This window comes from Bradyrhizobium macuxiense, from assembly GCF_007993935.1.
In the GTDB taxonomy this organism is placed as follows: domain Bacteria; phylum Pseudomonadota; class Alphaproteobacteria; order Rhizobiales; family Xanthobacteraceae; genus Bradyrhizobium; species Bradyrhizobium macuxiense_A.
Genome location: NZ_VITY01000007.1, coordinates 45,060 through 67,059 on the forward strand (window position 1 = coordinate 45,060; position 22,000 = coordinate 67,059).

Here is a 22,000-nt window from a genome sequence, read left to right on the forward strand (position 1 = left end):
CGGCGGGGCGCGCGCTCATGCCTTCAGCCGCGCGGCATGCCAGCGCAGGTGATCGGCCATGAAGGTCGAGATGAAGTAATAGCTGTGGTCGTAACCCGGTTGACGCCGCAAGGTGAGGGGAATGTTGGCCTTCTCGCATGCAGCCTTCAGCAACTCGGGCCGCAACTGTTCGGTGAGAAAACCGTCAGCATCGCCGTAATCGACCAGCAGGTCGGAGAAGCGGGCGCCATCCTCGATCAGCGCGACCGCATCATGCTTGCGCCACGCCTGCTTGTTGTTGCCGAGATAACCGCCGAGCGCCTTGTTGCCCCACGGCACCTGCGATGGCGCCACGATCGGCGCAAACGCGCTTGCCGCGCGATAGCGATCCGGATAACGCAGCGCCACCGTCAGCGCGCCATGGCCGCCCATGGAGTGACCGAGGATCGATTGCCGCGTCGTGTCGACCGGGAATTGCTCGGCGATCAGCTTCGGCAATTCCTCGGTGACGTAGCTCCACATCCGGTAGTTGGTCGCGAACGGCTGCTCCGTCGCGTCAACATAGAAACCGGCGCCGAGGCCAAAATCGTAGGAATTGGCGGGATCGCCGGGGACGCCTTCGCCGCGCGGGCTGGTATCCGGAGCGACGAAGATCAGGCCGAGCTCGGCGCAAGCCTGGCGGAATTCGCCCTTCTCGGTGACGTTGGCGTGCGTGCAGGTCAGGCCCGACAGATAGGTGACGACAGGCAATTTGGTGCCGGCCGCATGATCCGGGACGAACACCGAGAACGTCATATCGGTCTTGGTCTCGCGGCTGGGATGGCGGTAGACGCCCTGCGTGCCGCCATGCGACTTGTTCTGGGAAACCGTCTGCATCGTCGTGTTCCTCTATGTTGGTGCGCGGCGTCAGGCGACGCCGCTCTCGATCGCGAGGCGCACCAGCTCGGCCGATGTGCGCACGCCAAGCTTCTGGCGCATGATCGATGACGTGTTCGCGACCGTCTTGTATGACGAATGGACCAGCCAGGCGATCTCCGACAGGCTCTTGCCGGAACTGAGCAGGCGCAGGATCTCCATCTCGCGCGAGGTCAGCTTGGAAAGCGGATTCTGCGCAAAGCCCGGCCGTGCAAAGGCGACGTTGCGTGCGATCGCCGGCGGCAGATAGACGCCGCCATTGCCGACCTCGCGCACCGCCTCCACCAGATCGTTGGGATCGCCGGTCTTCGAGACGTAGCCCTTGGCGCCGATGTCGATGGCGCGGGCGGCGAACACCGGATCGTCGTTCATGCTGAACATGATGAGGCGCGCGGACGCATCACGGGTCAGGATGCGCCGGGCCAGCTCGAAGCCGGAGACGGTCGGCAGGTTGATGTCGATCACGCAGAGATCGGGCTTCTCAGCAACGAAAGCCCGCTCGCCGCTCTCGGCATCCGCCGCCTCGAGCAGCGTGATCTCGGGATCGTCGGCGAACACGGTGCGACAACCGGAGGCAACGATGGGATGATCATCAACGATCAGAATGCGCATGGCGTTGTTCCGGCGACCTGCTTCGATTCACGCGTCATCACATCGGCTTGCACGAAGAACACCTCGGTTCCGACCGGTTGTGCACCTCGCACGGGATTGCGATAGGGTGCGATTAGATAGCCGGGCAAATTTGGCTGTCAACGATCCTCTCGGAGGAGGGATCGCGGTCGGGGGCAACGTCATGTGGCAAAAGCTATCCTTGCGCGCACGGATCAACCTGTTGCTGGCGCTGATACTGGCGCTTGGATTGGGCATCAATATCGCGCGGCTGGCGCTCGAGGCGGGACCTCGCGTTCAGGCAGAAGATCAAAGCGTTATCCGGCTCGCGCGCGAGTTTGTTGCTGCGATCGTGGCCGGTCTCGACGAGGCGCCGGATCCCGATGCGCGGCTCGATCAGATCGTCGAGGATCTGAGCCGGCTGCGCCATGTCAGCATCACGCGGCAGGATGACGCGACCGCAAAATCCCCCGAGCGCCCGCAGGACGCTGGCGATCCGCGCGCCCCGCCGGAGTGGTTCGTCGCACTGGTCCATCCCGAGCAGACCTCGGTGCGGGTGCCGATCTCGGTTCACGGCAAGCCGCAGTCGCTTGTCATCACCTCGCATCCCGACGACGAGATCGCCGAGATCTGGGACGGCATCGTTACCCAGCTCGAGATCGGCTCCGCGATCGCGGTGGCGCTGCTGCTGGTGACCATGCTGGTGGTCGGTCGCGCGCTGGCGCCGCTCGAGGCGCTGTCGCAGGCCATGATCGGCATCGAGGCCGGGGACTACGATGCACGGGTCGAGCCCGGCGGATCGCCTGAATTGGCCGCGATCTGTGCCAAACTGAACCATTTGGCGGCGACGCTCGGCGAGGCCGTCGACAGCAAGCGGCAACTCGCCGAACGTGCGGTCTCGCTGCAGGATTCCGAACGCAAGGAGATCGCGCGCGAACTGCACGACGAGTTCGGGCCCTATCTGTTTGCGCTGCGTGCGCATGCCGGCGCGCTGACCCGGCTGTCTGAGGTGGACAAGGCGGACCCTGCGGCACTGCGCAAGCACGGCAACGCCATCCTCGAGCAGGTCAACGCGCTCCAGCAGTTCACTCGCCGCATCCTGGAGCGATTGCGGCCGGTGGGATTGGCCGAGCTGGGGCTTGCGGAAGCGCTCGGCGCGTTGGTGCGGCTGTGGAGCGAGACGCACCCGGAGGTGGAGATCGAGAGTAACGTGTCGCCAGATATCGGCGAGACCGGCGAGATGGCCGACTTGACGATCTACCGCATCGTCCAGGAAGCGCTCACCAACGTGTTCCGCCACGCCGGCGCGACGGCAGTCGCTATCACGATCGAGCCTGTCGAGCGGCAGGCGGGCCTGCGCGGCAGCCGCGGCGGCGCGCTGGTGCGGGTTCGCGACAATGGCCGCGGCATGCTCGCCGATCACAGACTTGGCCGCGGCTTGACCGGCATGCGGGAGCGGATCCTCGCGCTCGGCGGCACGCTCAAGATCAACTCCACCGATGACGGCGTGACGGTCGAAGCGCTGGTGCCGAAGGCCGCTACCGCGGCCAGTATCTGAATGCGGCCCACACCAGCGCCAGTGCGCCGGCGATCCAGAGCACGACGATTGCGATCATCCCGGCCCGGCTGATCGGTCGCTGCAATACCGCGCCGGCTTTGGCGCGGCATTCCGCCATCACCTCGTCCGGAACGAGCGAGATCGCAAGCCAGATGCCGAGCGGCAGCAGGATCAGATCGTCGAGATAGCCGAGCACCGGGATGAAATCCGGAATCAGATCGATCGGAGACAGCGCATAGGCCGCGATGGCGATCGCAAGCGCCTTGGCGTACCACGGTACGCGCGGGTCGCGTGATGCGAGATAGAGCGCAACGCTGTCCCGTTTCAGGTTGCGCGCCCAAGCTTTGACAGAGGAAATCTTGATCGCGGACAGCATGGCGTGACGCCAGCACGCCAGACGAAAACCGCTACTCCAGCACCACGTCCACTGGCATGCCGCTGTGCAGACCCTTGTGGACGGACGAGGGCGCGATGCCGAAATATTTCCGGAATACGCGGCTGAAATGCGAAGAGCTCGAGAAGCCCCAGGAGAAGGCGACGTCCGTGATGGTCTTGCCGTTCTGGGATTCCAGCTCCTGCCGGCAATTCTGTAGCCGGGCCTTCCAGATGTAGTCGCTGACCGTTATGCCGCGATCGCTGAATAGCATGTGCAGATACCGCTTCGAGCAGCCGAGGGCCGCAGAGATGCGGTCGATGCAGAGATCGGGATCGCGCAGGTGCTCGCGGATGAAGCCCTGGGCCCGCACATAGGTTGCCTCGGCGCTGCCGCGATCGAACATGGCGCCGGTTTCGCGCAGCGGCAGCAGCAGCAAATCAATCAGCGCATCGGCGACGCCGACCGCATTGACCGGGGTCAGCGTCGGCGCTTCGCCGAACGCGGCATGCACGAAATCATAGGCGATGCGGCCGGTGCCGTTGCGCGCCGAGAGCTTGCAGGGCGCCATCTTCGAGAGCTGGAAGCCGCGCTCCTTGAGCAGGTCCTTCGGCACGATGACAACCTCGTGACGGGTCAGGGACGGGCTGATGATCGTATGCGGACAGGACACGTCGTAGGCGAAGCAGTCGCCCGGCATGATGTCGAAGTGCAGACCGTCCTGCTCGAAATGCGAGACGCCGTGGGTCTGGAAGACGATCTTGATGTAGGGATGCTCGCTCAGCTTGATGCGCGAGATGGTATGCGCGATCCGGTGCTGGCTTGCCTCGATCTGGCACAGCTTCAATCGCGAGACCGTCGTGAAATTGATGCGGCCCTCGAGCGAGGATCCTTCCAGCGCATCGACGTCGAACTGACCACAGAGGTCAGTGAGCGCATCCGACCAGCGCTGGATTTGCCGCTTGGGCGTCAATCCGTTCGTGCTGAGTGAATGGACTGTATCGGACATCTTTCCAGCCACCGATTCGATCCCCAACGTGACTGCTCACCATGCTCAATCTGGCCCGGGATGATGCGCCTTCTCCCTGATTCTGAACAGCTTAGGGAGGTGGCGGGATTTCTTCCCGGTTAATGTCGGGTGATCCTCCGACTTAGTTCTGGGCTCGTCAAGCGCAACCTTAGAACGCGTCAATCTGGCGCTTCGAATGCGCCGGCCGCGATTGATGCCCTGCAACATGAAGCAACCTTATGCCACCCATTCGGGCCGGGCCTGCAAAAATCTGTCGCAGCTTCGCTTTTGAGCAAACGGCTCTTCTCTATTGGGCAAGTCAGCAGGGTTCGATCGGACTACGACTGGGGAACCAAAATGGAAGAAGTGGGGCCGTTTCGGCGGAAACCCTTGAGCTCTTGAACCTGGGAGGAAATCCACGATGCGCAAGATGCTTTACGCGACGGGCCTTGGGGCAATGGCGGTGTTTGCCGTCGGAGCCGCCAGCGCCAATGACGAACTCCACAAGATGTCGCAGAACCCGAAAGACTGGGTGATGCCGACCGGCGACTACACCAATCAGCGTTACTCGAAGCTGAATCAGATCAACGCCCAGAACGTCGGAAAGTTGCAGGTCGCCTGGACGTTTTCGACCGGCGTGCTGCGCGGTCACGAAGGCGGACCGCTGATCATCGGCAACATGATGTACGTGCATACCCCGTTCCCCAACAAGGTCTACGCTATTGACCTTTCCAAGGACAATCAGATCGTCTGGAAGTACGAGCCGAAGCAGGATCCGAACGTCATTCCGGTGATGTGCTGCGACACCGTTAATCGCGGCCTCGCCTACGGCGACGGCAAGATCCTCCTGCATCAGGCCGATACCACGCTGGTCGCGCTCGATGCGAAGACCGGCAAGGTGGAGTGGAGCGTCAAGAACGGCGATCCGAGCAAGGGATCGACCGGTACATCGGCGCCGATGGTCATCAAGGACAAGGTCCTGATCGGAATCTCGGGCGGCGAGTTCGGCGTTCAGGCCCATATGACGGCCTACGACCTCAAGACCGGCAAGCTGGTCTGGCGCGGCTTCTCGGAAGGTCCGGATGATCAGATCCTGGTCGACGACAAGACCACCGAGCTCGGCAAGCCGATCGGCAAGGACTCGAGCCTGAAGACGTGGCAAGGCGATCAGTGGAAGATCGGCGGCGGCGCGACCTGGGGCTGGATCTCCTACGATCCCGAACTGAACCTCGTGTATTACGGATCGGGCAACCCCTCGACCTGGAATCCGAAGCAGCGTCCCGGCGACAACAAGTGGTCGATGACGATCTGGGCACGTAACCCGGATACCGGCGTCGCCAAGTGGGTCTATCAGATGACGCCCCATGACGAATGGGACTATGACGGCGTCAACGAGATGATCCTCTCGGATCAGTCGATCGACGGCAAGCCGCGCAAGCTGCTGACGCACTTCGATCGTAACGGCCTCGGCTACACGCTCGATCGCGCCACCGGCGAGTTGCTGGTCGCCGAGAAGTATGATCCGAAGGTGAACTGGACCTCCGGCGTCGACATGAACAAGAGCTCGCCGACCTATGGTCGTCCGAAGGTTCTTGATGCAGCGTCGACCGACAAGGCCGGCGAGGACCACAACGTCAAGGGCATCTGCCCGGCGGCGCTGGGTTCGAAGGACGAGCAGCCTGCGGCCTACTCGCCCGACACGCAACTGTTCTACGTGCCGACCAACCACGTCTGCATGGACTACGAGCCGTTCAAGGTGAGCTATACCGCAGGTCAGCCCTATGTCGGCGCGACGCTGTCGATGTATCCGCCTCCCGGTGAGACCAACATGGGCAATTTCATTGCCTGGGACGGCAAGACCGGCAAGATCGTGTGGTCGAACAAGGAGCAGTTCTCGGTCTGGTCGGGTGCGCTCGCAACCGCCGGCGGCGTGGTGTTCTACGGCACGCTGGAAGGCTATCTGAAGGCAGTCGACGCGAAGACGGGCAAGGAGCTCTACAAGTTCAAGACCCCGTCCGGCATCATCGGCAACGTCACCACCTATGAAAATGGCGGCAAGCAGTACGTCGCAGTTCTGTCGGGTGTTGGTGGTTGGGCAGGCATCGGCCTCGCGGCCGGTCTGACCGATCCGACGGCCGGTCTTGGCGCAGTCGGCGGCTATGCGGCGCTGAGCAACTACACCGCGCTCGGTGGAACGCTCACGGTGTTCTCGCTGCCGCAGCAGTGAGCTGAGCAAGCCTCGTTCCGGCGCATGGGGCGATCTCCATGCGCCGGTCCGTCTTCAATCCGCACGCGAGGATATGCTTTTGCGTAAGATCTGGTTTGTGACTGCTGCGATCTTCGTCGTGGCAATGGGAGGAGTTGCCTCTGCCGAAGCTCCCGGCGACCCGACGGCGGTCAAGTCCGAGGACGGCAAGTATCTCGATAAGGACGGTAACCCGACCTACAAGGTTGCACCTGACGGGACCGTGGATTGGTACACCTACTCCGGATATCGCCGATACCATTCGGAATGCCACGTTTGCCACGGGCCCGATGGCATGGGTTCGACGTACGCGCCTGCGCTGAAGGACTCGTTGAAGAGTATGAACTATGCCGATTTTCTCGGCGTGGTCGCGAGCGGACGCAAGAACGTCTCGACGTCGCAGGAGAACGTCATGCCGGCGTTCGGCGACAATCCGAACGTTGCTTGCTACATGGACGACCTCTATGTGTACCTGCGTGCTCGTTCCAATGATGCGGTTGAGCGCGTACGGCCGGCCAAGCACGAAGACAAATCGGAAGCCTACGGCAAGGCAGAAGACGCCTGCATGGGTCACAACGACAAGAAGTGAGCGTGACCGGCGCGAATGACAAACCTGTTTGATGTTTTGTGGAGACCAAGATGAAGACCCGCGCCGCAGTCGCATTCGAAGCAAAGAAGCCGCTTGAGATCGTCGAGCTCGACCTGGAAGGCCCCAAGGCAGGCGAGGTCCTTGTCGAGATCAAGGCGACGGGCATCTGCCACACCGACGCCTACACGCTCGACGGCTTCGACAGCGAGGGCATCTTCCCTTCGATTCTCGGACATGAAGGAGCTGGCATCGTCCGTGAGGTCGGTGCCGGCGTGACGTCGGTGAAGCCGGGCGATCATGTGATCCCGCTCTACACGCCCGAATGCCGCCAGTGCAAAAGCTGCCTGAGCCAGAAGACCAATCTCTGCACCGCGATCCGCGCAACGCAGGGCAAGGGCGTGATGCCGGACGGCACCTCGCGCTTCAGCTACAAGGGCAAGACGGTCTTCCACTATATGGGCTGCTCGACCTTCTCGAACTTCACCGTGCTGCCCGAGATTGCGGTCGCCAAGATCCGCGAGGACGCGCCGTTCGACAAGAGCTGCTACATTGGCTGCGGCGTCACCACCGGTGTCGGTGCGGTCGTCAACACCGCCAAGGTGACGCCGGGCGCCAACGTCGTCGTGTTCGGCCTCGGCGGCATCGGCCTCAACGTGATCCAGGGCGCCAAGATGGTCGGCGCCGACAAGATCATCGGCGTCGATATCAATGACTCCAAGGAAGCGTGGGGCAAGCAGTTCGGCATGACGCATTTCGTCAACCCGACCAAGGTGACCGGCGATATCGTCCAGCACCTGGTCGGCCTGACCGACGGCGGCGCCGACTACACCTTCGACTGCACTGGCAACACCAACGTGATGCGGCAGGCGCTGGAAGCCTGTCACCGTGGTTGGGGCGTCTCGGTCGTGATCGGTGTCGCGGAATCCGGCAAGGAGATCGCGACCCGGCCGTTCCAACTCGTCACCGGGCGGGTCTGGAAGGGCACTGCCTTCGGCGGCGCGCGCGGTCGCACCGACGTGCCGAAGATCGTCGACTGGTACATGAACGGAAAGATCCAGATCGATCCGATGATCACCCATGTGCTGAAGCTCGACGAGATCAACAAGGGCTTCGACCTGATGCACGAGGGAAAATCGATCCGTTCGGTCGTCGTATTCTGAAATCAAAACACCAAGCACTAGGAGGATAGACCAATGACTGTTCATATCCACCCGTCGGTCGACAATGGCGTCAAACAAGGCTCCGGCAGTTTTGCCGGCGGCACGCTCGTCTGCAAATGCGCGGACAAGAAGGTCAAGGTCGGGGTCAAGGGCGACGTCGCCCACAACCACGCCTGCGGCTGCACCAAGTGCTGGAAGCCTTCGGGCGCCACCTTCTCGGTGGTCGCGGTCGTCCCGCGCGAGAACGTCACCGTGCTGGAGAACGGCGACAAGCTGAAGATCGTCGATGCCGCTGCGGTGATCCAGCGCCATGCTTGCACCGGATGCGGCACCCACATGTACGGCCGGATCGAGAACAAGGGCCATCCGTTCTATGGCCTCGACTTCATCCATCCCGAGCTGTTCCAGGAGTCCGGCTCGGCGGCTCCGGGGTTTGCTGCCTTCGTGTCGTCGGTGATCGAATCCGGCGTCAAGCCAGCCGACATGGCCGGGATCAGGTCGCGGCTGAAGGAGCTTGGGCTCGAGCCCTATGACTGCCTGTCGCCGCCGCTGATGGATGCGATCGCCACCCACGTGGCGAATTCCAAAGCAGCCTGACCACGGCAGCCGACAAGGGCGGCCTGACCGGTCTGTCCTGACGAGATTCGGCGCCGGCAGAGGGCCTGCCGGCGACGGATATGCTGGTAGTACCCGTGACCTTGAACCTTGCATGCCCTGCGGGCGACCACAGGGCATGCATTTTATTTTCCGCCTTGCCCTCGTCCTGTCCCTGATCCTGATCCTGTCGCCGGCCCGCGCCGCGTCGCCGGAAGACCGCTACATCGCGACGCGTGACGCCGCGATCGCCAAATTTGCCAAGCTGTCGAACGACAACAAGATCAACGAGGCCGTCGACAAGGCCGAGGCGGCCGCGCGCGACGAGCTCAAGGGCCAGTTGGCCGCGGTCCTGTCGCAGCCCGCCCGGCCGGGCTTTGCGCCCGCCCAGCTCAATCTTGACACTCTATATAAAGGCGACATGGGGTTCGGCATGCTCGACGGCCTGCGCTTCGATGCCGACACCGGCAGGGACGGCGGCAAGATCGGCGAGAAGCGTGCCGACGGCAGTTTCGTCGAGCCGAAAGCTCACATCATCGTCACATCCGAAGCCCTGTTCACCCACTGGCTGCACGAGCACAAGGCTTGGTGGGACAAGGGCAGCAAGAACGTGCCGCAGCAGATCGAACCGGCGCTGAAGTTCGAGGGTCTCTACACCCAGGCGATCTCGACCGATGCGGCCGTGATCAACTTCAACGAGCTGCCGGTCGCTAAGCCGGCGTCGGCCACGCTGACCTACGGTTTTCTGGCCGGCCGTACCCAGGATTCGTTCCCAAAGGCGGCCGACGAGGTGTTTGTCGCAGCGCTCGCCAACGGCAAGTTCTACATCGCCTATGGCGAGATCGCGCCCACCGTGCAGGTGCCGGCCTGCACCGCGATCCGCACCGACTACAACAAGAAGGCCGACGCGGCGGCCGAGAAGCTCGAGCGCAAGCAGATCACCCGGGCGGCCTATGACAAGCTCGGCGACCTGCGCCAGCAGGGCGAGGATGCCTTCAGGCGCTGCTTCGTTCAGCACGCCCCGGAGCAGCAGGCATTCGCCGCAGCCACCAAGCAGGCCCAGGCGCTGCTGGAGACAGCGATCGGCAAATAGCCCTACGCGACGGTTTGATCGGCTGACGGTCCGCCCCTATCTTCTCCGGAAAGCTCTGCATCCCGGGGGAGACGCCATGAATACCGCCATCAGCCCGTTTCGCATCGCCGTCAGCGACGATGTCCTCGAGGATCTGCGCACCCGGTTGCGCCGGACCCGCTGGCCGGAGGCCGAGCTGGTCGACGATTGGAGCCAGGGCGCTCCGCTGAAATGGATCAAGGACATCTGCCAGTATTGGGCCGAGACCTATGATTGGCGGCAGCGCGAGGCGCGGCTCAACCGCTTCAGCCAGTTCACCACCGAGATCGACGGGCTCGACATTCACTTCATCCATGTCCGCTCAAAGCATCCGGAGGCGCGGCCATTGATCATCACGCATGGCTGGCCGGGATCGGTGGTCGAATTCCACAAGGTGATCGAACCGCTGACCGATCCGACCGCGCATGGCGGCAGCGCCGCCGATGCGTTCCATGTGGTGTGCCCGTCATTGCCGGGCTTTGGCTTCTCGGCCAAGCCGGCGGCGGCCGGCTGGGGTGTCGACCGCATCGCGAAGGCCTGGGCCGTCCTGATGCAGCGGCTGGGCTATACCAGCTATTTCGCGCAAGGCGGCGATTGGGGCTCCGCGGTCACGACCGCGATCGGCGGACAGGATCCGGCGCATTGCGCCGGCATCCACATCACGCTTGCGATGTCGACCCGGCCCAATGTCGAGGGGCAGCCGACGCCGGAGGAAACTCGCGCGCTCAACGGCATCAAATATTATGCCGATTGGGATTCCGGCTATTCCAAGCAGCAGTCGACCCGGCCGCAGACGCTCGGCTATGCCCTGACGGATTCACCGAGCGGGCAGGCGGCCTGGATCCTGGAAAAGTTCTGGGCCTGGACCGATTGCGACGGGCATCCGGAAAACGTCCTCGGCCGCGACGAACTGCTCGACAACGTCATGATGTACTGGGTCACCGAGACGGCGGCATCATCGGCGCGGCTCTATTGGGAAAGCTTCGGGCCGGGCAAGCGAACTCCGCACAAGGTGAATGTGCCGACTGGCGTTGCCGTGTTCCCCAAGGAGATCGTCACGCCGGTCCGCAAATGGATGGAAACCAACTTCACCAACATCCAGCACTGGAACGAGATGCCGAAGGGCGGGCACTTCTCCGCGTTCGAGCAGCCCGAGCTGTTCGTTGGCGAGGTGCGGGAGTTTTTCGGGAAGCTGCGCTAGCTGCGTTTGTGTCAATGCGCTGCGCAACGGAGGAACGTCGGCGTGCTGCTTGATCCCCGCGATGGCGACTTTGAGGACAATGCCGCCAGTCCCGAACAGCGTTCGTTGTTCGCGATCGTGGGCAGCCTTCTGGTTGAGATAAGCCCGGCGAAGCTGTTATTCGCCTGGACGGTTTCACTTCTGCTTCCGGGTCTGCTGCTCGGCCTTGCGCCGCTGGTCGCGTCCGCCTGGATCTCGAGCCTTTCGCAACAAGTTCTGGCGTTGTCCGAAGTGGGGGCCGTGCTGGCGTTGGTTGTGATCGCAGCGTTAGGGTGGCTCGGCGGGCGACCGCTGTTTCAAATCGCAGAAACAAACTTCTGGTCATTGAACGCGCTCGCGGTGCAACCGAGCTACACCTTCACGCGTGAGGCGCTGGGCCATCTGGCGGAACTGCGCTGGCGAACCGGCGCAACTCCTGCTTCTCGCATAAGGCTGCGCCGCAATTGTTCGATCGGCGCCGGCATGCTGCTCTCTGCAGGTGCAGTATTGATCGCGGTCCTGTCCTGGCCTGCTTCGCAATGGACTGCGACCGTCAATGACCTTGTTCTGATCCATCGTCTTGTGGTGCCGACGTTCGCGAACGCCGTGGTACTGGTGTCCAGCTATCTTGCGGTCGCATCACTGGCCTGGAGTGTTGCCGACGCCAGCATGGATCAACCGGCCGACCTTGCCGCCTTCGACGCGACGCCGCTCGGAGGCCGCTGTTGGCGCCTTGCGCATTTGTCGGATCTTCACGTGGTCGGCGAGCGATACGGCTTCCGCATCGAAAGCGGGACGGCCGGTCCGCGGGGAAATCAGCGCTTCCATCGCGTGCTGGCTCGCCTCGCCGAAATTCACGGCGTCGATCCACTCGACCATGTGCTGATCAGCGGCGATATGACGGATGCCGGCCGGCCCGGCGAATGGGCGGAATTTCTCGATGCATTGGCCGGTCACCCTGAGCTTGCAGCACGCATCATCATGCTTCCGGGCAATCATGACGTTAACGTCGTGGATCGCGCGAATCCCGCGCGCCTCGACCTGCCGTTCAGCCCAGGCAAGCGGCTACGGCAGATGCGTACCCTGTCGGCGATTGCGGCCGTCCAGGGCGATCGCGTGCGTGTCATCGACGATTCCGGCAAACCATCGGCTACGCTGAACCAGGCGCTGGCACCTTACCAAGACCGGATAGTGCAATTTGCGCAGCACGGGGGTGTGCGCCGTGCAGTGGCGGTCCGCGGCTTGTTCGATGACCAATTCCCGATGATCCTGCCGCCGGACCGGGATGGCGGCCTCGGGATCGCCATTCTCAACTCCAACGCAGAAACCCACTTTTCCTTCACCAACGCGCTCGGTCTGGTTTCGGAAGCGCAAACGCGGCGATTGGAGGCTGCAATCCGTCATTTCCCGACGGCATGCTGGATCATCGCGCTGCATCATCACTTGATGGAGTATCCGATGCCGGTCAAGACGTTTGCCGAACGCATCGGGACGGCCCTGATCAACGGGAGTTGGTTTGTACGCAGGTTGCAAAAGTTTTCCGATCGCTCGGTCGTGATGCACGGTCACCGGCATATCGATTGGATCGGTACCTGCGGTGCGTCGAAGATCGTCTCGGCCCCGTCGCCGGTGATGGGGGCGGCCGATGATGCGGTCACCTATTTCTATATCCACAGAATGGTGGTCGGGCCGGACCGGAAGCTCTGCCTCGCCCAGCCCGAGCGGGTTGAAATTGCCGGAAGCTAAGGCGTTTCCGGCCTTTCTTCGTGCGTTCCGCCGAACAAATCAGCGATCCATGCGGCCGACGGACTCTCGGCACAGAAGGTCAGAATAGCGAGCGTGATCGGCACGCCGATGAAAGTCCCGAACAGGCCCCAAAGCGAGCTCCAGAAGAAGATCGCAAACAGCACCAGGAACGGCGAGATCGACAACGTCGAGCCGGCCACCCGCGGTTCGATATAGCTGCCGACCACGAACTGGATGACGTTGAGACAGGCGAACACACCAAATACCGCTGGCCAACTCTCGAACTGCGTCATGGCCAGCAGCGTGGGGAACAATGTCGCGATGAACGGGCCGATGAAAGGAATGTAGTTGAGGACAAAGGCGATGACGCCCCATTCGAACGCGAATGGCAGTCCGGTCACGGCGGCGAACAGGCCGACCAGGAGACCCGTGACCGCGCTCATCTGCGTCCGCACCAGCATATATTTGCGAAACTTGGCGGCCGTGGCCTTGCTGCCCTTGAGCAAAACGCGCGCGGCTGTGCGATTCTCCAGTCGCTCTATTCGTCGACCAGCGTCTTCGACCTCGAGAAGTCCCAGAACGACATAGACCAGCACGATGAGCCAGAAACTCAACGTGGTGTTGACGCGGCCGGTGACGTACTGCGTGACGCGCAGCAGCCAGCCTACATTGAAATGCTCCGCCCAAAGGCCTGCAAACGAGATGCCGTGGCCGTCCAGCCATATCACCGCGGCGTCGTAGAGGGCTTGATATCGCACCGCATCCGCAAGCAAGGAACGCCCGACACGACCGAATCCCCACGCCGCGAGCGAGGCAAATGCGATGCAGGCGGTGGTCGTAACGACGACGGTGATGGCGAGCGCGAGGAGTTTCGGCAGCCACGACTGCAGCCGTTCCTGAACGGGCCAGACGATCGCGATGATGAACAGCGCGGCCGCAAGCGGGGCCAGCACGCTGCGCGCCTGAGCCACCGCCGCAGTGACCAGTACCGCGGCAATGATGCCGGTCGTGATCTTCAACCCGCCTGTCGCCATCCGGCGACCTTAGTGGAAAACGCGCCCCGCAGGCAAATGCGCCCCTCGAGCGCACCATTCAGCTTGGAAGCTGACCGGCAATCTCGTCGGCTCGCCAGCACCGCACTGCGTGACCGTCCGGACGCGTTTCAAGCGAGGGCCCGGGTTCGCGACGGCACACCGCTTCGGCGTAACGACAGCGCGGACTGAATGCGCATCCGTCCGGCGGATCGAGCGGATTGGGAAGCTCGCCCCTTGCCGTCGCCAGCGGCGCGCGGCGTAGCGGATCGGGAATCGCTGATATCAGGGTTTGCGTATAGGGGTGCGCCGGCCGTTCGAAGATCTCGCGCCAGCCGCCTGTCTCCACGATGCGGCCGAGATACATCACCGCGACCCTGTCGCTCATGTGCTCGACCACGCCGAGGTCGTGGCTGATCATGATGTAGGAGAGACCGAGGCTCTCCTTTAATTCCAGCAGCAGGTTGATGATCTGGGCGCGGATCGAGACATCGAGCGCCGATACCGGTTCGTCGCAGATGACGATCTTCGGATTGAGGATCAGCGCGCGGGCGATGCCGATGCGCTGGCGCTGGCCGCCCGAGAATTCATGCGGGTAGCGGCCGGCCTGTTCAGGCCGCAGGCCGACATGCCTGAGCATCTCGGCAACGCGTCCGTCGATCTCGCTCTGGGCCGTCACGCCATGCAGGCGCAACGGGTCTTCAAGCGTGCGGCGAACGGTCTGGCGTGGATTGAGCGAAGCGTAGGGATCCTGAAACACCATCTGGGCGATACGGGCCAATCGCTTTCGATCGACCGACCGCCGCTCCGTCACGACGTGCCCGTCCAGCACGATCCTGCCCCGCGTCGGCGTTAGCAGCCCGAGCAGCGAAAGGGCGACGGTCGACTTGCCGCAACCGGATTCTCCGACGAGACCCAGGCACTCACCGCGCTTGAGCTCGAGATCGATGCCGTCGACCGCGCGCAGCAGCCGATGGCCGCCGAGCAGGCCGCCGCCAAGCGGAAAATGCACCGCGAGATCCTTCACGCTGAGGATGACGTCGTCGCCAGGCCTCACCGCGGGGTCAAGCATGGTGGTGGCACCTGACGAGGCCGCCTGCACCGAGCCATGTCGTCTCCGGCACGGTGGTCCGGCAGATCTCGGTCGCCAGCGCGCAACGCGGATTGAATCGGCAGCCGCCTGGGAAATCCGCGATCGCGGGTACGACGCCGGCGATCTCCCTGAGCCGCGACCGGCCAAGCGCCGCGCGGCTCCCCAGCCGTGGCAGCGAGTCGACCAGCCCTTGTGTGTAAGGATGCGCGCCGGCGCGGAAGATGTCGTCCGAGCCGCGTTCCTCGACGATGCGGCCGGCATACATCACGCCGACGCGGCGGCAGACATTGGCGACCAGGCCCAGGTCGTGGCTGATCATCAGGATCGCGGTGCCTCGCTCGGCGCACAGGTTGCGCATCAGCTCGATGATCTCCGCCTGCACCGTCACGTCGAGCGCGGTGGTCGGCTCGTCGGCGATCAGAAGATCCGGATCGCATGCCAGCGCAATGGCGATCATCACGCGCTGGCGCATGCCGCCCGAGAGCTGATGCGGGTAGTCCTTCACCCGCCGCTCCGGCGCGGGGACGCGGACATTCGCCAGCGCCTCGACGGCCAGCTGGTTTGCCTCGCGCCAGCTTTTGCCTTTGTGCAGCACAAACATTTCCGCGATCTGCCGGCCAACCGGCGAGACCGGATTGAGCGCCGTCATCGGCTCCTGGAAGATCATTGCGATCCGGTTGCCGCGCAGCGCGCGCTGCTCGGCCGCTGAAAGTCCCTGGATCTCGCGGCCTTCGAAGCGGATGGCGCCGGCGGCGATCGAGAGCGGCCGGCGCAGCAGGCCGATCAGGGCAAGCGCCGTAATGCTCTTGCCGCAGCCGGACTCGCCGACAAGGCCGAATGTCTCGCCCCGATCGATGCGGAATGAAACGCCCTCGACCGCTGCAACAAGTTTGGCGCCATCGTCGAGATCGATGCGCAGATCCTCGACTTCGATCAGCGGAGCGGCCGTCATGTGCGCCGGCTCCGCGACTGGGGATCGAGCACATCGCGCAAGCCGTCGCCCAGCAAATTGAGGCCGAGCACAGTCAGGAATATCGCAAGGCCCGGGAAGACCGACAGCCATGGCGCCGTGGTGATCTGGTCGCGCGCCTCCGACAGCATGCTGCCCCAGCTGGGATAGGGTGGACGGATGCCGAGGCCAAGGAACGAGAGCGAGGCTTCGGCCAGCACCGCGCCGCCCATGCCGAGCGTGCCGATGACGATGATGGGACCGATCATGTTCGGCAGCAATTGCGTGATCATGATGCGCAGATCTCCGTAGCCCAGCACTCTCGCAGCTTGCACATAGCCTTGGCTCTTGAGCGACAGTGTCGAGGCCCGCGCGATCCGGCAGGTGAAGGACCAGTTGGTCAATCCGAGCGCGATCAGCAGGCTGGTCAGGCCGGGTCCAAGCACCGCCATGATGGCGAGTGCGAAGATCAGAGAGGGGATCGCGAGCATGACATTGGTCAGCCCGTTGACGACATCGTCCCACCAGCCGCCCCAATAGCCCGCGGTCAAGCCCAGCGTCACGCCGATGACGCTGTTGACGAGCTGCGAGACGATGCCGACGGTCAGCGAGATGCGCGCGCCGTGCACGACGCGGGAATAGATATCGCGGCCCTGCGCATCGGTACCGAACCACCAGATCCAGCTCGGTGGCTCTTCCGCATTCATGAGGTTGGCGCCCATGACCGGATCGGTATGTGCCAGCCAGGGCGCGAACAGGCCGACGAAGATCGCAAGCACGAACAGCGTCCCGCCGATGATCGCGCTGGTGCCAAGCTTCATCGCGGCCGCTCCGCCGTGACGGGTCGCACGGTCCGTCGTGCACAGGTATGGTGAAACCGACGGCCGCTCATGCGTATCTGATCCTGGGGTCGATCACGCCATAGAGCAGGTCGACCAGCGTATTGACGGCGAGGAAGAACAGCACCACCACCAGAATGGTGCCCTGCACCGCGGGAATGTCGCGCTGCAGGACGCTGTCGACCAAGAGCGAGCCGATGCCCGGCCAGGAGAACAATTTCTCGACGACGACCGCTTGGCCCATCACGACGCCGAATTGCAGGCCGATCGCCGTGAGAATGATGACGAGGGCATTGCGCATTACGTGCCAGGTCACGACCCGGGTCTCGCTCATGCCCTTCGAGCGTGCGGTGCGGACAAAATCCGCGGTCATGATCTCGAGTACCGCCGCACGCGTTGTCCGCGCCAGCAGCGCCATCGGCGAGACGCCGAGCGTCACGGCGGGCAGCAGCAGATATTTGAGCCCGCCATCGCCGTAGCCGAAGCTCGGTAGCCAGCCGAGCTTCAATGCGAACAGATACATCAGCAGCAGCCCGAGCCAGAACTTGGCCATCGAAAGGCCTGATACCGCCAGCACCATCGAGATCGTGTCGACGATGCTGCCCGGCCTCAGTGCGGCGATGAAGCCGAGTGGTACGCCGACCGCAACCGCGAAAGCCAGGGCTGCGAATATCAATTGCAGCGTCGGCCACATCCGTTTGGCGATCATCGTCGTGACCGGCTCGCGGGTCCGGAACGAGGTGCCGAAATCACCGGTCGTGAGCTTGGCGATATAGGAGCCGAAGCGCACGTAAACGGGATCGTCGAGACCGAGCTGCTTCTTCATGCGTTCCACGACCTGCGGGTCGGTCGGGCCCCGACCGTCGTCGCCCATGCTCGACACGATGCTGCCCGGGACGACGCTGAACAGCACAAAGATCAGCAGCACGACGGCCAGCACGGTCGGAATGGTTTGCAGGACTCGACGGATCGCGAAGGAGAGCATTGGACGTTTTCCTCACTCCCTCCATCATGTCTCGTGATGGAGGGAGGACGATGGCACCTGTCACTTCGCGGGCGAGGTCTCGTCGACCCAGAGGTCCTCGACGTTCTGATGGGTCAGTTCGGTCGCGTCCAACTGAATTCCCTTGAGCCAGGGCTGCACCGCCATGACCGCCTTGTTGTAGTTGAAGAACCAGACCGGTGCTTCGTCATGGAGCAGCGCATTCGCCTTTTGCAGCAGCTGGACGCGCTTGGCAGCGTCGTCACTCTGCCCGGCTTCGTCGATCACCTTGTCGAACTCGGCGTTCTTGAAGTTCGTGTAGTTGCAGGCCGATTGCGGCGTCGCCGAGTGGAAGCATTTGAGCGCGGCCTGTGGATCCGGGCCGGTCGCCTGGGAATAGATGAAGGCCTGGAAGTCGCCCTTGCGAATGACCTCCGCCAGCACCGCGGTCTCGACCTGCTTGACCTTCACCTTGATGCCGACCTTGTCCAGCATCGGGATCGCGGCCTCGACGATCGGCAGGCCCCAGCTTTCATTCTGACTGGTGGTCCATTCGAATTCGAAGCCCGTAGGATATCCCGCGTCGGCCAGCAATTGCTTCGCCTTCGCGGGATCATACGGGTAGGGCTTCATGGCCTTGTCGTATGCGGGCGACGTCAAGGGCAGCCAACTCGTGGCGCGATAGGCCTTGCCCTTGACCAGCTTGTTGATGATCAGATCGGCATCGATCGCGTAGTTGATGGCCTGGCGAACCCGCTTGTCGGAGAACGGCTTGAAGGCGGGATTCATCCCCATATAGCGCGTGAAGACCTCGGCGACCTCGACGATGGTGCCCTTGAGATCAGGGTCGGCCTGATAGGCGACATACTGTGCAGGCCCCAGCACCGAGGTGTCGATCTCCTTGTTGCGGAAGGCGACGTCGCGCGCCGCGGCTTCGCCCATCAGCGAGATGACGAGCTTGTCGGCGTATGGCTTGCCCGGCTTGTAGAACCGGTCCCAGCGTTCCAGCACGATACGCGAACCCGGCACGTGCTCGACGAACTTGAATGGACCAAGACCGATCGGCTTCTGGATAAAGCTCTCCTTGGCACCCTCGTCGGCGGGATAGATCGAGGTCAACGCGGTGAAGAAATAGAAGGCGGGATCGACTTTTTCGGTCAGTTTCATTTCGAGGGTGAAGTCGTCGATCTTCTTCAGGCCGGAGATGGCCTTGGCCTGGCCCTTCTCGACCTCGGACGCGCCCTCGATGATGCGGACGAAGCGCGCACCGGGATAGGCCTTGGTGCCGTCCATGATGCGATTGTAGGACCAGATGATATCGTCCGCCGTCATCTTGCGGCCGTTGTGGAAATAGGCGTCGTCGCGCAGCTTGAAGGTATGAACGAGACCTCCGCCCGAGACGGCGACCTCCTTGGCAAGTTCCAGAACCGGCTTGCCCTCGGTGGAGTCCCAGATGTAGAGCGACCGGTGCAGGGCCTTGGCGTAGATCTCGTCCTGGGCGCGTGGTGTCGTGTGGATGTCCATGCTGGTGAAGCTGGAGCCGTAGGGCGCCGTCATGCGAATGGTCCCGCCCTTGCGCGGTGTCTGGGCCGCCGCTGTGGCGGCGAGTGCGAACCCCAGGCCGGCCGCGATCGCAATCAACTTGAACTTCATGTTTCCCCCAACGATGCAGGAACATTCCGATCAACGAGTTGACCATCGGCGGCATGTCCAGCGCAAGGTCCTCATGTCGTGTCGATGGCGACCGGCACCAAATAATTGTGCCGCCTCGATGCGAAGAGCGGGATCACGGACGCGCAGCGCGTGGCGTGCATCTGCGATGCGGTGGCATCGACCGCAGTGCAACTTTTGCTTGTATGTAAGCGATTGCGATTGAACGGATTTCGGGTTCCGTTCTGAATCTGCCAAGGCAGGGTTCGAACGCAGGCTGCTATCGGTCGAGCGAAGCGCAACCCGCCATCTACAGCAGTCCCCGATAAATTCCTGGCGCGGAGCCTTCGATGGCCACCGCGCCGACGGCCTTCGCATAGAAGTCTGCCGGCCCGACGCCACCGATGATGGCGTAGCCGAAGCCCTGGTGCTTCATGTCCTCGAGACAGGCGAACAGCAGCGCCTTGCCGATGCCGCCCTGCTGGGCCTTTGGCGCGACGCCGGTCGGACCGAAGAAGTTGCGGCAGGCCGCGTCGTGGCAGGCGAATCCCAGAATCTTCTTTTGCTGGATCGCGATGAAGCAGGAAACCGGTTCGCGGCTGAACGCGACCTCGGTTTCGCTGGCCCATGCCTCGCTGAAGGTCTCCCGCACCCAGGCTGTGACCTTGTGCTTTTCGGGGGCGAGCGCGCGGCGCATCACAATTCCGGCCTGCTGCAATCGATCGTAGGCGGGCCGGGAATCGGGCAGGGCATAGAGCTTGACGAGCATGTCCATCCGGCGACCTTAAGGCATGATCCAGAAAAGTGCGAAGCGGTTTTCCGAAAAGATCATGCTTAAACCAGAAACTAAAGCGCGATGACGGTTCAAGCTGATCTCATCGCGCCTTTGTAAGAAACACGCGGCGGGCAAATCGCGCAGGATGGGTATCGCTGCGCTCCACCCATGCTGCGTCATTTCCGCCGTTGCCTGTTCGAGGCCCTGACTTCACGCGCGATGGCCCAAAAATACCCGCCGCAGAATGCAACAATCGCAACAATCACGCTGGCGGCGATAATCTCTTGCATGTCCGAGGTTCTCCAAGTAGATGTGTCTCCTCTATGTGGGAAATTTACCCACGTAAAGCGAAATCGGCTTCGAGGCGTAATGAGACGGGGTGAACGCATGGTGAAGGTCAGCGCAGCGAGGGGCGGTGCAGCAGACAGACGTCTTCGGGCAATCGTTGCTCTCGCCGTCACGGCCGGCATCGGCTCGGCGCACGCCGCTCGAACGCCCGATATGTCGGACGCCAGCGGAGGGATCGTCTCTGTTCCGATCGACACGCGGAGCCAGACATTGGCGATGGATGGCGCGGTCCGCCCCGTGCAGCTTCCCAAGGGTGCGTCCGCGATGAGCGAGACCTACGGAGACTGGATCGTCAAATGTCAGCTCGACGGCGGAGCAAGGCTGTGCACCCTCGGTCAGACACAGACCTCCAAGGAGACCAACCAGCAAGTCTTCGCCATCGAATTGCTGCCACAGAACGGAAAGGCCGAAGGCAACATGTTGATGCCATTTGGGCTCAAGCTCGACGCCGGGGCCGTCGTCAAGCTTGACGGCAAGGACCTGGAGCAGACGCGCTTCTCCACCTGCACCGCGCAAGGCTGTCTGCTTCCGGTGTCCTTTCCCACTGTTGTGACCGACACCATGAGCAAGGGCAAGACGCTCACCGTCGCCGCGCAGAACATCAACACCGGGCAGGCGGTCGTCTTCAATGTGCCGCTCAACGGCTTCGCCGCGGCGTTGGAGCGCACCATTCAACTTGGCAGCTGACCGGCGCGTCGCGAGCGCGGCCTGCGCGAGGCCGCAAGGCTATTTACGCGGCGAACCGATCGCCATCATTCGCGGCAGCATTGCGGGCCTCGATCGCCGTGACGGAGTTTTCGAACGCCTTCACCAGCACGCCTCGGCCGACGGTGCGGAGCACGAGGCCGAGGATCCATCCCCTGAGGTTCTTGCCGTCGCGCACCACGATCACGTCGATATCGGTGGTGCCGTCGGGCCGGCGCGTGAAGTTGTAGGTATGGCCCGACGCGCCGCCCCACACATTGGAGTCGATCGTCGTCAGGACGACGTGATCGGGGTCGGACCAATCGTAGTACAAGCGCTCCCAGATGCCGCCCGAGCCTTCCGTCACGTCGGCGTCGGCGGGGCCGCGATCATGCACCTTGAGATAGGCATCGGCACTGTTGCCGAACAGTTTGGAGCGGCCCGGGCCGAAGTCGGTGAGGCCGGCTACGTATTGCTCAGGCGTCAGGCTCGTCGTTCGATGAAGGCGGATCGTGGACATCTGGGGTTCCTGCACAAGTGAC

21 protein-coding genes are annotated in these 22,000 nt (G+C 63.0%); 9 read left to right on the top strand and 12 right to left on the bottom strand.

The window, feature by feature from the left end; translation table 11 throughout:
- Positions 1-15: 15 nt before the first annotated feature.
- Both fghA and FBZ93_RS19255 read right to left on the bottom strand, forming a co-directional pair.
- A complete protein-coding gene (fghA, locus tag FBZ93_RS19250; protein WP_146987531.1) occupies positions 16-855 on the bottom strand; it encodes an S-formylglutathione hydrolase in 840 nt (279 codons plus the stop codon).
- Between the two features lie 30 nt (positions 856-885).
- On the bottom strand, positions 886-1,506 hold the full coding sequence (locus FBZ93_RS19255; protein WP_146987533.1) for a response regulator transcription factor: 621 nt from the start codon (positions 1,504-1,506) through the stop codon (positions 886-888).
- A gap of 181 nt (positions 1,507-1,687) precedes the next feature.
- On the opposite strand from FBZ93_RS19255, the gene FBZ93_RS19260 reads away from it, so the two are divergent.
- Positions 1,688-3,061, top strand: a complete 1,374-nt coding sequence (locus tag FBZ93_RS19260; RefSeq protein ID WP_146987535.1) for a histidine kinase — start codon at positions 1,688-1,690, stop codon at positions 3,059-3,061.
- Here the strand turns inward: FBZ93_RS19260 and FBZ93_RS19265 are convergent.
- Positions 3,042-3,437, bottom strand: coding sequence for a YkvA family protein (locus FBZ93_RS19265; protein WP_146987537.1), 396 nt, complete (start codon positions 3,435-3,437; stop codon positions 3,042-3,044). The genes FBZ93_RS19260 and FBZ93_RS19265 overlap by 20 nt on opposite strands.
- Before the next feature lie 31 nt (positions 3,438-3,468).
- Positions 3,469-4,443, bottom strand: a complete 975-nt coding sequence (locus FBZ93_RS19270) for a helix-turn-helix domain-containing protein (protein WP_146987539.1) — start codon at positions 4,441-4,443, stop codon at positions 3,469-3,471.
- A 421-nt stretch (positions 4,444-4,864) separates the two neighbouring features.
- On the opposite strand from FBZ93_RS19270, the gene xoxF5 reads away from it, so the two are divergent.
- The 7 genes from xoxF5 (at position 4,865) to FBZ93_RS19305 (ending at position 13,107) form a co-directional block, all read left to right on the top strand.
- Positions 4,865-6,670 carry a lanthanide-dependent methanol dehydrogenase XoxF5 gene (gene xoxF5 / locus FBZ93_RS19275; protein ID WP_146987541.1) on the top strand — a complete coding sequence of 602 codons (1,806 nt, stop codon included), beginning with the start codon at positions 4,865-4,867 and terminating at the stop codon, positions 6,668-6,670.
- Positions 6,671-6,794: 124 nt separating this feature from the next.
- On the top strand, positions 6,795-7,277 hold the full coding sequence (locus tag FBZ93_RS19280; protein WP_050419327.1) for a c-type cytochrome, methanol metabolism-related: 483 nt from the start codon (positions 6,795-6,797) through the stop codon (positions 7,275-7,277).
- 50 nt (positions 7,278-7,327) lie between these two features.
- On the top strand, positions 7,328-8,437 hold the full coding sequence (locus tag FBZ93_RS19285) for an S-(hydroxymethyl)glutathione dehydrogenase/class III alcohol dehydrogenase (protein WP_050419326.1): 1,110 nt from the start codon (positions 7,328-7,330) through the stop codon (positions 8,435-8,437).
- 33 nt (positions 8,438-8,470) lie between these two features.
- A complete protein-coding gene (gene gfa / locus FBZ93_RS19290) occupies positions 8,471-9,034 on the top strand; it encodes an S-(hydroxymethyl)glutathione synthase (protein ID WP_146987543.1) in 564 nt (187 codons plus the stop codon).
- Positions 9,035-9,170: 136 nt separating this feature from the next.
- A complete protein-coding gene (locus FBZ93_RS19295) occupies positions 9,171-10,124 on the top strand; it encodes a hypothetical protein (RefSeq protein WP_146987544.1) in 954 nt (317 codons plus the stop codon).
- Positions 10,125-10,200: 76 nt separating this feature from the next.
- Entirely contained in the window at positions 10,201-11,343 is a 1,143-nt protein-coding gene (locus tag FBZ93_RS19300) for an epoxide hydrolase family protein (protein WP_146987545.1), read from the top strand.
- 42 nt (positions 11,344-11,385) lie between these two features.
- The gene (locus FBZ93_RS19305) at positions 11,386-13,107 is read left to right on the top strand and encodes a metallophosphoesterase family protein (RefSeq protein WP_246667558.1); all 1,722 of its coding nucleotides are present in this window, start codon (positions 11,386-11,388) and stop codon (positions 13,105-13,107) included.
- On the opposite strand, the gene FBZ93_RS19310 is transcribed toward FBZ93_RS19305, so the two are convergent.
- From FBZ93_RS19310 to FBZ93_RS19340, 7 genes are all read right to left on the bottom strand, one after another.
- Positions 13,104-14,141, bottom strand: a complete 1,038-nt coding sequence (locus FBZ93_RS19310) for an AI-2E family transporter (RefSeq protein WP_146987547.1) — start codon at positions 14,139-14,141, stop codon at positions 13,104-13,106. The two genes, FBZ93_RS19305 and FBZ93_RS19310, sit on opposite strands and share 4 nt — an antisense overlap.
- A 58-nt stretch (positions 14,142-14,199) precedes the next feature.
- Positions 14,200-15,210, bottom strand: a complete 1,011-nt coding sequence (locus FBZ93_RS19315; protein WP_146987548.1) for an ABC transporter ATP-binding protein — start codon at positions 15,208-15,210, stop codon at positions 14,200-14,202.
- Positions 15,203-16,183, bottom strand: a complete 981-nt coding sequence (locus tag FBZ93_RS19320; protein WP_146987549.1) for an ABC transporter ATP-binding protein — start codon at positions 16,181-16,183, stop codon at positions 15,203-15,205. Before FBZ93_RS19320 ends, FBZ93_RS19315 begins: the two co-directional genes overlap by 8 nt.
- On the bottom strand, positions 16,180-17,001 hold the full coding sequence (locus tag FBZ93_RS19325) for an ABC transporter permease (protein WP_146987550.1): 822 nt from the start codon (positions 16,999-17,001) through the stop codon (positions 16,180-16,182). The genes FBZ93_RS19320 and FBZ93_RS19325 overlap by 4 nt, the downstream gene beginning before the upstream one ends.
- A gap of 67 nt (positions 17,002-17,068) precedes the next feature.
- Positions 17,069-18,004 (bottom strand): ABC transporter permease, encoded by a 936-nt coding sequence (locus tag FBZ93_RS19330; RefSeq protein WP_146987551.1) that lies wholly within the window; start codon positions 18,002-18,004, stop codon positions 17,069-17,071.
- Between the two features lie 60 nt (positions 18,005-18,064).
- Complete coding sequence (locus FBZ93_RS19335) at positions 18,065-19,654, bottom strand: ABC transporter substrate-binding protein (RefSeq protein WP_146987552.1); 1,590 nt, start codon at positions 19,652-19,654, stop codon at positions 18,065-18,067.
- A 307-nt stretch (positions 19,655-19,961) separates the two neighbouring features.
- Positions 19,962-20,426 (bottom strand): GNAT family N-acetyltransferase, encoded by a 465-nt coding sequence (locus FBZ93_RS19340; RefSeq protein WP_146987553.1) that lies wholly within the window; start codon positions 20,424-20,426, stop codon positions 19,962-19,964.
- A 387-nt stretch (positions 20,427-20,813) separates the two neighbouring features.
- On the opposite strand from FBZ93_RS19340, the gene FBZ93_RS19345 reads away from it, so the two are divergent.
- A complete protein-coding gene (locus tag FBZ93_RS19345) occupies positions 20,814-21,461 on the top strand; it encodes an invasion associated locus B family protein (RefSeq protein ID WP_146987554.1) in 648 nt (215 codons plus the stop codon).
- A gap of 43 nt (positions 21,462-21,504) precedes the next feature.
- Here FBZ93_RS19345 and FBZ93_RS19350 read toward each other — a convergent pair whose 3' ends face one another.
- Positions 21,505-21,978, bottom strand: a complete 474-nt coding sequence (locus tag FBZ93_RS19350) for a hypothetical protein (RefSeq protein WP_146987555.1) — start codon at positions 21,976-21,978, stop codon at positions 21,505-21,507.
- Positions 21,979-22,000 lie beyond the last annotated feature (22 nt).

Coding starts and splice junctions, on each gene's coding strand:
- FBZ93_RS19330 (WP_146987551.1), bottom strand. CDS start 18,004: ATGCTCTCCTTCGCGATCCGTCGAGTCCTGCAAACCATTCCGACCGTG.
- FBZ93_RS19335 (WP_146987552.1), bottom strand. CDS start 19,654: ATGAAGTTCAAGTTGATTGCGATCGCGGCCGGCCTGGGGTTCGCACTC.
- xoxF5 (WP_146987541.1), top strand. CDS start 4,865: ATGCGCAAGATGCTTTACGCGACGGGCCTTGGGGCAATGGCGGTGTTT.
- FBZ93_RS19285 (WP_050419326.1), top strand. CDS start 7,328: ATGAAGACCCGCGCCGCAGTCGCATTCGAAGCAAAGAAGCCGCTTGAG.
- FBZ93_RS19300 (WP_146987545.1), top strand. CDS start 10,201: ATGAATACCGCCATCAGCCCGTTTCGCATCGCCGTCAGCGACGATGTC.
- FBZ93_RS19315 (WP_146987548.1), bottom strand. CDS start 15,210: ATGCTTGACCCCGCGGTGAGGCCTGGCGACGACGTCATCCTCAGCGTG.
- FBZ93_RS19325 (WP_146987550.1), bottom strand. CDS start 17,001: ATGAAGCTTGGCACCAGCGCGATCATCGGCGGGACGCTGTTCGTGCTT.
- gfa (WP_146987543.1), top strand. CDS start 8,471: ATGACTGTTCATATCCACCCGTCGGTCGACAATGGCGTCAAACAAGGC.
- FBZ93_RS19340 (WP_146987553.1), bottom strand. CDS start 20,426: ATGGACATGCTCGTCAAGCTCTATGCCCTGCCCGATTCCCGGCCCGCC.
- FBZ93_RS19280 (WP_050419327.1), top strand. CDS start 6,795: ATGGGAGGAGTTGCCTCTGCCGAAGCTCCCGGCGACCCGACGGCGGTC.
- FBZ93_RS19260 (WP_146987535.1), top strand. CDS start 1,688: ATGTGGCAAAAGCTATCCTTGCGCGCACGGATCAACCTGTTGCTGGCG.
- FBZ93_RS19265 (WP_146987537.1), bottom strand. CDS start 3,437: ATGCTGTCCGCGATCAAGATTTCCTCTGTCAAAGCTTGGGCGCGCAAC.
- FBZ93_RS19295 (WP_146987544.1), top strand. CDS start 9,171: ATGCATTTTATTTTCCGCCTTGCCCTCGTCCTGTCCCTGATCCTGATC.
- FBZ93_RS19320 (WP_146987549.1), bottom strand. CDS start 16,183: ATGACGGCCGCTCCGCTGATCGAAGTCGAGGATCTGCGCATCGATCTC.
- FBZ93_RS19345 (WP_146987554.1), top strand. CDS start 20,814: ATGGTGAAGGTCAGCGCAGCGAGGGGCGGTGCAGCAGACAGACGTCTT.
- FBZ93_RS19270 (WP_146987539.1), bottom strand. CDS start 4,443: ATGTCCGATACAGTCCATTCACTCAGCACGAACGGATTGACGCCCAAG.
- fghA (WP_146987531.1), bottom strand. CDS start 855: ATGCAGACGGTTTCCCAGAACAAGTCGCATGGCGGCACGCAGGGCGTC.
- FBZ93_RS19350 (WP_146987555.1), bottom strand. CDS start 21,978: ATGTCCACGATCCGCCTTCATCGAACGACGAGCCTGACGCCTGAGCAA.
- FBZ93_RS19255 (WP_146987533.1), bottom strand. CDS start 1,506: ATGCGCATTCTGATCGTTGATGATCATCCCATCGTTGCCTCCGGTTGT.
- FBZ93_RS19310 (WP_146987547.1), bottom strand. CDS start 14,141: ATGGCGACAGGCGGGTTGAAGATCACGACCGGCATCATTGCCGCGGTA.